Source organism: Chitinimonas prasina, assembly GCF_030160395.1.
GTDB lineage: Bacteria > Pseudomonadota > Gammaproteobacteria > Burkholderiales > Chitinimonadaceae > Chitinimonas > Chitinimonas prasina.
This window is the reverse complement of record NZ_BSOG01000002.1, coordinates 1,080,532-1,086,850: the sequence shown is the minus strand read 5'-3', so window position 1 is coordinate 1,086,850 and position 6,319 is coordinate 1,080,532. Positions and strand designations below refer to the sequence as shown.

General features: G+C 59.1%; 6 protein-coding genes. All 6 read left to right on the top strand.

Features of this window, described 5'->3' with window-relative positions; translation table 11 throughout:
- The first annotated feature begins 901 nt into the window (after positions 1–901).
- The 6 genes from ccoN (at position 902) to QQK16_RS12045 (ending at position 6,286) form a co-directional block, all read left to right on the top strand.
- Positions 902–2,356 carry a cytochrome-c oxidase, cbb3-type subunit I gene (gene ccoN, locus QQK16_RS12070; protein ID WP_284196715.1) on the top strand — a complete coding sequence of 485 codons (1,455 nt, stop codon included), beginning with the start codon at positions 902–904 and terminating at the stop codon, positions 2,354–2,356.
- A 14-nt stretch (positions 2,357–2,370) separates the two neighbouring features.
- A complete protein-coding gene (ccoO, locus tag QQK16_RS12065) occupies positions 2,371–2,985 on the top strand; it encodes a cytochrome-c oxidase, cbb3-type subunit II (protein ID WP_284196714.1) in 615 nt (204 codons plus the stop codon).
- A 12-nt stretch (positions 2,986–2,997) separates the two neighbouring features.
- The gene (locus QQK16_RS12060; RefSeq protein ID WP_308447016.1) at positions 2,998–3,168 is read left to right on the top strand and encodes a cbb3-type cytochrome oxidase subunit 3; all 171 of its coding nucleotides are present in this window, start codon (positions 2,998–3,000) and stop codon (positions 3,166–3,168) included.
- The gene (gene ccoP, locus QQK16_RS12055; protein WP_284196713.1) at positions 3,165–4,088 is read left to right on the top strand and encodes a cytochrome-c oxidase, cbb3-type subunit III; all 924 of its coding nucleotides are present in this window, start codon (positions 3,165–3,167) and stop codon (positions 4,086–4,088) included. Before QQK16_RS12060 ends, ccoP begins: the two co-directional genes overlap by 4 nt.
- Before the next feature lie 168 nt (positions 4,089–4,256).
- Positions 4,257–5,708, top strand: a complete 1,452-nt coding sequence (gene ccoG, locus QQK16_RS12050) for a cytochrome c oxidase accessory protein CcoG (protein WP_284196712.1) — start codon at positions 4,257–4,259, stop codon at positions 5,706–5,708.
- A gap of 47 nt (positions 5,709–5,755) precedes the next feature.
- Positions 5,756–6,286: a FixH family protein gene (locus QQK16_RS12045; RefSeq protein ID WP_284196711.1), complete on the top strand. Its 531-nt coding sequence runs from the start codon at positions 5,756–5,758 to the stop codon at positions 6,284–6,286.
- Positions 6,287–6,319: the final 33 nt, after the last annotated feature.

The window sequence follows — 6,319 nt, the reverse complement described above, 5'->3', positions numbered from 1 at the left end:
AGGCACCCGGGGAACCCGGGTGCTTGTACGTTGTGGGTACTCAGACAGCGGCTCTTCCTTGATTGAGTCCCACCCCTACGCCCCGCCCGCCGGCGGGGGACCTCGCTGCGCTCGAATGGGCCGCTTTGCCGTACCAAGCCGCATCGCATAGGTAGGCGAGACGAAGGTATCCGGGGAGCCCGGGTGCTTGTACGTTGTGGGTACTCAGACAGGGGCTCTTCCTTGATTGAGTCCCACCCCTACGCCCCGCCCGCCGGCGGGGGCCTGGCTGCGCGCCATGGGCTTCTGTCATGAGTTCATGGCGGGCGCTAAGCATTTGATGCGGCAACGAGAAATGGCGAGCGTTGCTCGCCGTTTTGCTTGGTAGGCTGTCCGCTTGCCGTCTATTGTTCAAGACAATGGCGCCCCATGCAGGGGGGCGGGTAAACGGGTGGTGGGCGAATTGCTGCAGGGCGATGGTGGCTGAGAGGGCTTCTCGTTTTATATCTTCAATATGGGAAAACCTATGCTCTATGCGGGCTTCAGAGCAAAAGCTCGATTGCCCACACCGCCGTCATGGCGCTAAAATTGGTGCGTTGCAGCAGCTTTCTACGATTTCTTGCAGGTGGTTGTCAGCCACTGGTACGTATTTGACGACCGCTTGACGCATATCAATAGAGGCGGCGGACGGAGTTTGCATACTCCGCCTGCCAGTCGCCTGCTGATGGCCCGGTAGCCTCCATAGCCATGGGTATTCCATGGCCTGCATTGCCGGGGTAGGCAGCATCAGAGGCTGGAAAACCAGCCCATTACAAGAATATGTGCCAGACCGGCGCGGAGAGAAGAACACGACGACACGTTTCGTCGTGAGCGGACCCGTTTTTGCGGTCGAACCGGATTTTTTGCGTTCTCGGAGAGTTTCATGCAGGCCAATTCTGCGCTTGAGCCCCATGGCGGGGTGGAGACCTTCAACTATCGGGTGGTGCGGCAGTTCAGCATCATGACGGTGGTTTGGGGGATAGTCGGTATGCTGGTGGGGGTGATCATCGCCGCCCAGATGGCATGGCCTGAACTGAACTTCGGTCCCTATTTCCATTTCGGTCGCCTGCGTCCGCTGCATACCAATGCGGTGATCTTTGCTTTCGGTGGCTGCGCGCTGTTTGCCACCTCCTACTACGTGGTGCAGCGTACCTGTGGGGTGCGGCTGATATCCGACAAGCTGGCGGCCTTTACCTTCTGGGGCTGGCAACTGGTTATTGTGGCTGCTGCCATTACCTTGCCGCTGGGTTACACCTCGGGCAAGGAATACGCTGAGCTGGAATGGCCCATCGATATCCTGATCACCGTGGTGTGGTTGTCCTACGCCTATGTCTTCTTCGGCACCATTGCTCGCCGTACCCAGAAGCACATCTACGTGGCCAACTGGTTCTACGGGGCCTTTATCCTGGCGGTGGCGCTGTTGCATGTGGTCAATAGCATGGCTATACCGGCCGGTGCCTGGAAATCCTACTCGGCTTATGCCGGCGCCGTGGATGCCATGGTGCAATGGTGGTACGGCCACAATGCCGTGGGTTTCTTCCTGACCGCAGCCTTCCTCGGCATGATGTATTACTTCGTGCCCAAGCAGGCTGGCCGTCCGGTTTACTCCTATCGTCTGTCGGTGGTGCACTTCTGGGCGCTGGTTTTCACCTATATGTGGGCCGGTCCTCACCACCTGCACTACACGGCACTGCCAGACTGGACGCAGAGCGTGGGTATGGCGTTCTCCATCATCCTGCTGGCGCCAAGCTGGGGCGGCATGATCAACGGCATCATGACCCTGTCTGGCGCATGGCATAAGCTGCGTACCGACCCCATCCTCAAGTTCATGATCACCGCACTGTCGTTCTATGGCATGTCGACCTTTGAAGGCCCGATGATGTCGATCAAGACGGTGAATGCGCTGAGCCATTACACCGACTGGACCATAGGCCATGTGCACTCCGGTGCCTTGGGCTGGGTGGCGATGATCTCCATTGGCTCGATCTACTACCTGATTCCGCGCCTGTTCGGCCGCGAGAAGATGTACTCGACCAAGCTGATCGACGTGCACTTCATGATGGCGACCATAGGCGTGGTGTTGTATATCGCCGCGATGTGGATGGCCGGTATCACCCAGGGCCAGATGTGGCGCCAGACCAATATGGACGGCACCCTGACCCATGCCTTTATCGATAGCGTGAAGGCAACCTATCCGTACTACTACGTCCGTGTGCTGGGTGGTGCGCTCTATCTGGGTGGCATGTTCCTGATGGCCTACAACATGGCTCGCACCATCATGCAGGGCAAGGCATTTGATGCCCCCGTGCCCGCTGTGTCGCAACACGCCCACGCCTGAGCCTAGGAATCGTCATGGATAAGATTCAGAAACTGATCGAAGAAAACGTCGCCTACCTGATCGTGTTTACGCTGTTGATCATCAGCGTGGCCATGCTGGTGGAGATACTGCCGTTGATGTTCTCCAAGTCCACCACCCAGCCCACGCCAGGTGTGAAGCCCTATAACGCGCTGCAACTGGCTGGCCGCGATGTCTATATCCGCGAGGGATGCTACAACTGCCACTCGCAGATGATCCGGCCTTTCCGCGCCGAAACCGAGCGCTATGGCCATTACTCGGTTGCCGGCGAGTCGGTGTATGACCATCCCTTCCAGTGGGGCTCCAAGCGTACTGGCCCGGATCTGGCTCGCGTGGGTGGCCGCTACTCCGATGAGTGGCATGTGGTTCACCTGACGAACCCGCGTGACGTGGTGCCGGAATCCAATATGCCGGCCTTTCCGTGGCTGGCGGTGAACAAGGTGGACCCTGCCAAGGTGCAGGCCGGTATGACCGCGCTGACCAAGGTGGGCGTGCCCTACACCAAGGAAGAAATCGCCAAGGCGCCCGAGATGGTGGAAGGCAAGACCGAAATGGATGCGGTGGTGGCCTATCTGCAGGGCCTGGGCCTGGCGCTCAAGGGCATACGCTGAGGAGTGACGGACATGGATATCAATATCCTGCGTGAAATTCTCACCGTGGCGGGCCTGACCTGCTTTATCGGCATCGCCCTGTGGGCCTATGGCAAGCCGGCCAGCCAGCGCTTCGATGAAGCGGCCATGCAGCCTATCAATGACGACGACCTGCCGCACGAGCAGGCCGGGAGTAAGCAATGAGTGATTTTTTCAGCGAATTCTGGGGTTATTGGGTAGCCGGCATTGTTGTCGTGTCGCTGATCTGGCTGACCTATCTGCTGATTTCGCAGAGCGTGGTCAAGCTGCCCAAGGGGCAGCAGGCAGATGTGACAGGCCATAAGTGGGATGGCGATCTGGAGGAGTACAACAATCCGCTGCCGATGTGGTGGATGGGCTTGTTCTACCTGACCATCATCTTTGCCGTGGTGTATCTGGCCTTGTACCCTGGTCTAGGTGCTTACCAGGGCAGCAAGGGCTGGACGGCAGTGGGCCAGTACGAGCAGGAGTCGGCTGCCAAGGACAAGGACGTCAAGCCCTTGTACGACAAGTATCTGAAGGTGGATGTGGCAACCCTGGCCAAGGATCCGGCGGCGCAGAAGTCGGGTCAGAGCCTGTTCCTGACCTATTGCATGCAGTGCCATGGCTCGGATGCGCGTGGTGCCAAGGGCTTCCCCAACCTGACGGATGCCGACTGGTTATATGGTGGTAAGCCGGAGCAGATTCTGGAGACGCTGAACGCCGGACGTGCCGGCCAGATGCCTGCCTTTGGTGTGGCTTTTGGCGAAGAGAAGGTCAAGGATGTCGCCAACTACGTGCAAAAGCTGGCCAGCAAGAAGTATGACGCTGTGCGGGCCGCACGTGGTCAGGCCACCTTCCAGCAGGTGTGTGTGGCTTGCCACCAGGCGGATGGCAAGGGTAGCCAGTTGATTGGTGCACCCAACCTGACAGATACGGTCTGGCTGTATGGCGGCAGTGAGCGCGCCATCACCGAAACCATCACCAATGGCCGCAAGAACCGCATGCCGGCCTGGAAGGAAGCGCTGGGCGAGGGCAAGGTTCACTTGCTGGCGGCCTATGTCTACGGCTTGTCGGACAAGCCTGAAGCTGGCGCCAAGCCCTGATGAGATTGCCCGCCTGCGACCATCGGTCGCAGGCGGGCAGTTGCTGCCATCCGGCACAATGCGTTGTGGTGCAGGATAGGCATTGCGCCCCTGCCTATAGCGACATCCTCGCCAGCAGACGTTTGCCGAAAGCGCCGCGCTTTCGAGAGATGTTTGAGAGCCCAAGCCATGTCCAAGACCTTCAAGACCATACCCATCAAGGTGGTGCCCGCCACCCCGGCTGATAGCCCGGTCGAATTGGAGGAGGTGGTACTGTACGAGAAACACAAGAAGGTCTATCCGCGCTGGGTGACCGGTCGGTTTACCCAATGGCGCTGGTTCTGGCTGGTGGCCACCCAGTTGTTTTTCTATGGCATGCCCTGGCTGCACTGGGGTGACCGGCAGATGCTGCTGTTCGACCTGGTGCATCGCAAGTTCTATATCTTCGGTTTTATCTTCCTGCCGCAAGATCTGATCTACCTGACGGCCCTGTTGCTGGCCAGTGCCTTTGGCCTGTTCGTCTGGACCTCGATAGGCGGGCGGCTGTGGTGTGGCTATTCCTGTCCGCAGACGGTCTACACCGAAATATTCCTGTGGGTGGAAAAATGGGTGGAAGGTGATCGCCTGGCCCGCATCAAGCTGGACAACGGTCCCATGAACCTGCGCCGGCTGCGGCTCAAGTACACCAAGCACGCCATCTGGATAGTCATCGCCCTGTGGACCGGCTTTACCTTTGTGGGCTATTTCACCCCCATACGTGAGTTGGCCGGCAAGGTGCTCATGTTCTCGACCGGCCCATGGGAGACCTTCTGGATACTGTTCTACGGTTTTGCCACTTATGGCAACGCCGGCTGGATGCGTGAGCAGGTATGCAAGTACATGTGTCCCTATGCCCGCTTCCAGAGCGCCATGTTCGACCCCGATACGCTGATCATCAGCTACGACGCCGAGCGGGGTGAGCCGCGTGGCAGTCGCAAGAAGACCGATGATTACAAGGCTGAAGGCAAGGGCGACTGTATCGATTGCAAGCTGTGCGTGCAGGTCTGCCCGGTGGGTATCGATATCCGGGATGGGCTGCAATATGAGTGTATTGCCTGCGGTGCCTGTATCGACGCCTGTGACAGCATCATGGACAAGATGGGTTATCCGCGCGGGTTGGTGCGTTACACCACCGAGAATGCGCTCGCGCACAAGTACCCGGAAAAAGAGATCGCCAATCACATACTTCGGCCTCGGGTGATCATCTACAGCGTGGCATTGTTCCTGGTGCTGGCGGCAGTGGCGGTATCACTGGTGCTGAAGTCGCCCATCAAGGTGAATATCTTGCGTGACCGTAATGCCTTGGTGAGAGAGACGGACGAGGGGCTGGTGGAGAATAGCTATAGGCTGCAGATTGAGAATACCGACGAGAAGCTGCACCGCTTTGTCATTCGTGCCGAGGGCTTGCCTGATCTCAAGGTGCTGAGCGACCAGGGCGATATCGTCGAGGTGCCGGGTAATGGTTCGGCCGTGGTGGGCATCCGGGTGCAGGTGGAGCCGCAGCTGGTTACGCGGGGCTCCAAGAAGATCTATTTTGTGGTGCAGGCGGCAGATGACCTGACGCTCAAGGTGCGCGAGAAGTCGAGCTTCATCGGTCAGTAACAGACCGGGCCCGGCCGGGTCCGGTATTTCATAGCGGGTTTTTTGCCATGTCTGATTCCAATCGCTGGTATCGCCAGCCAGTAGTACTGCTTTTCCTGGGCTTGCTGCTGGTGACGGTGCTGGCCTGCATACACCTGATCAAGGTGGCCATACAGAGCAATGATGGCCTGGTGGTTGACGACTATTACAAGCGTGGCAACGAGATAGGCATGGAGATGGCCCGCGATCAGCAGGCCAGCGCCTTGGGTTTGTCGGCACAGTTATTCATGGCCGAGGACGGCCAAAGTGTGCGCGTGCTGCTGGTGCCCTTGCCAGCAAGCCCAGCGCCCTTGAAGTTGCGGTTTGCCCACCCCACCCGATCGGGATTGGATCAGGTGGTGACGTTGCAGCCGGTGGATGGCGCCATGCTGTCTGGCCGTCTGGCGAGCCCCTTGGTCAGCCAGCGTTGGCTGGTGCAGTTGGAAGACGAGACGGCCAAGTGGCGCTTGCGGGCCGAAGCCAAGGTGGGGCCTGGTGCGACGCTAGGCCTGAGCAGCACGCCCGCAACGGCGGCGCCGGTGGCAGTACCCGCGCAATAACACCAGGGTGCCATCACGGCCGGTGGGCGTTTT

Excerpts from the sequence above, each read along its gene's own strand:
- ccoG (WP_284196712.1), top strand. The coding sequence starts at position 4,257 with ATGTCCAAGACCTTCAAGACCATACCCATCAAGGTGGTGCCCGCCACC.
- ccoO (WP_284196714.1), top strand. The coding sequence starts at position 2,371 with ATGGATAAGATTCAGAAACTGATCGAAGAAAACGTCGCCTACCTGATC.
- QQK16_RS12060 (WP_308447016.1), top strand. The coding sequence starts at position 2,998 with ATGGATATCAATATCCTGCGTGAAATTCTCACCGTGGCGGGCCTGACC.
- ccoP (WP_284196713.1), top strand. The coding sequence starts at position 3,165 with ATGAGTGATTTTTTCAGCGAATTCTGGGGTTATTGGGTAGCCGGCATT.
- ccoN (WP_284196715.1), top strand. The coding sequence starts at position 902 with ATGCAGGCCAATTCTGCGCTTGAGCCCCATGGCGGGGTGGAGACCTTC.
- QQK16_RS12045 (WP_284196711.1), top strand. The coding sequence starts at position 5,756 with ATGTCTGATTCCAATCGCTGGTATCGCCAGCCAGTAGTACTGCTTTTC.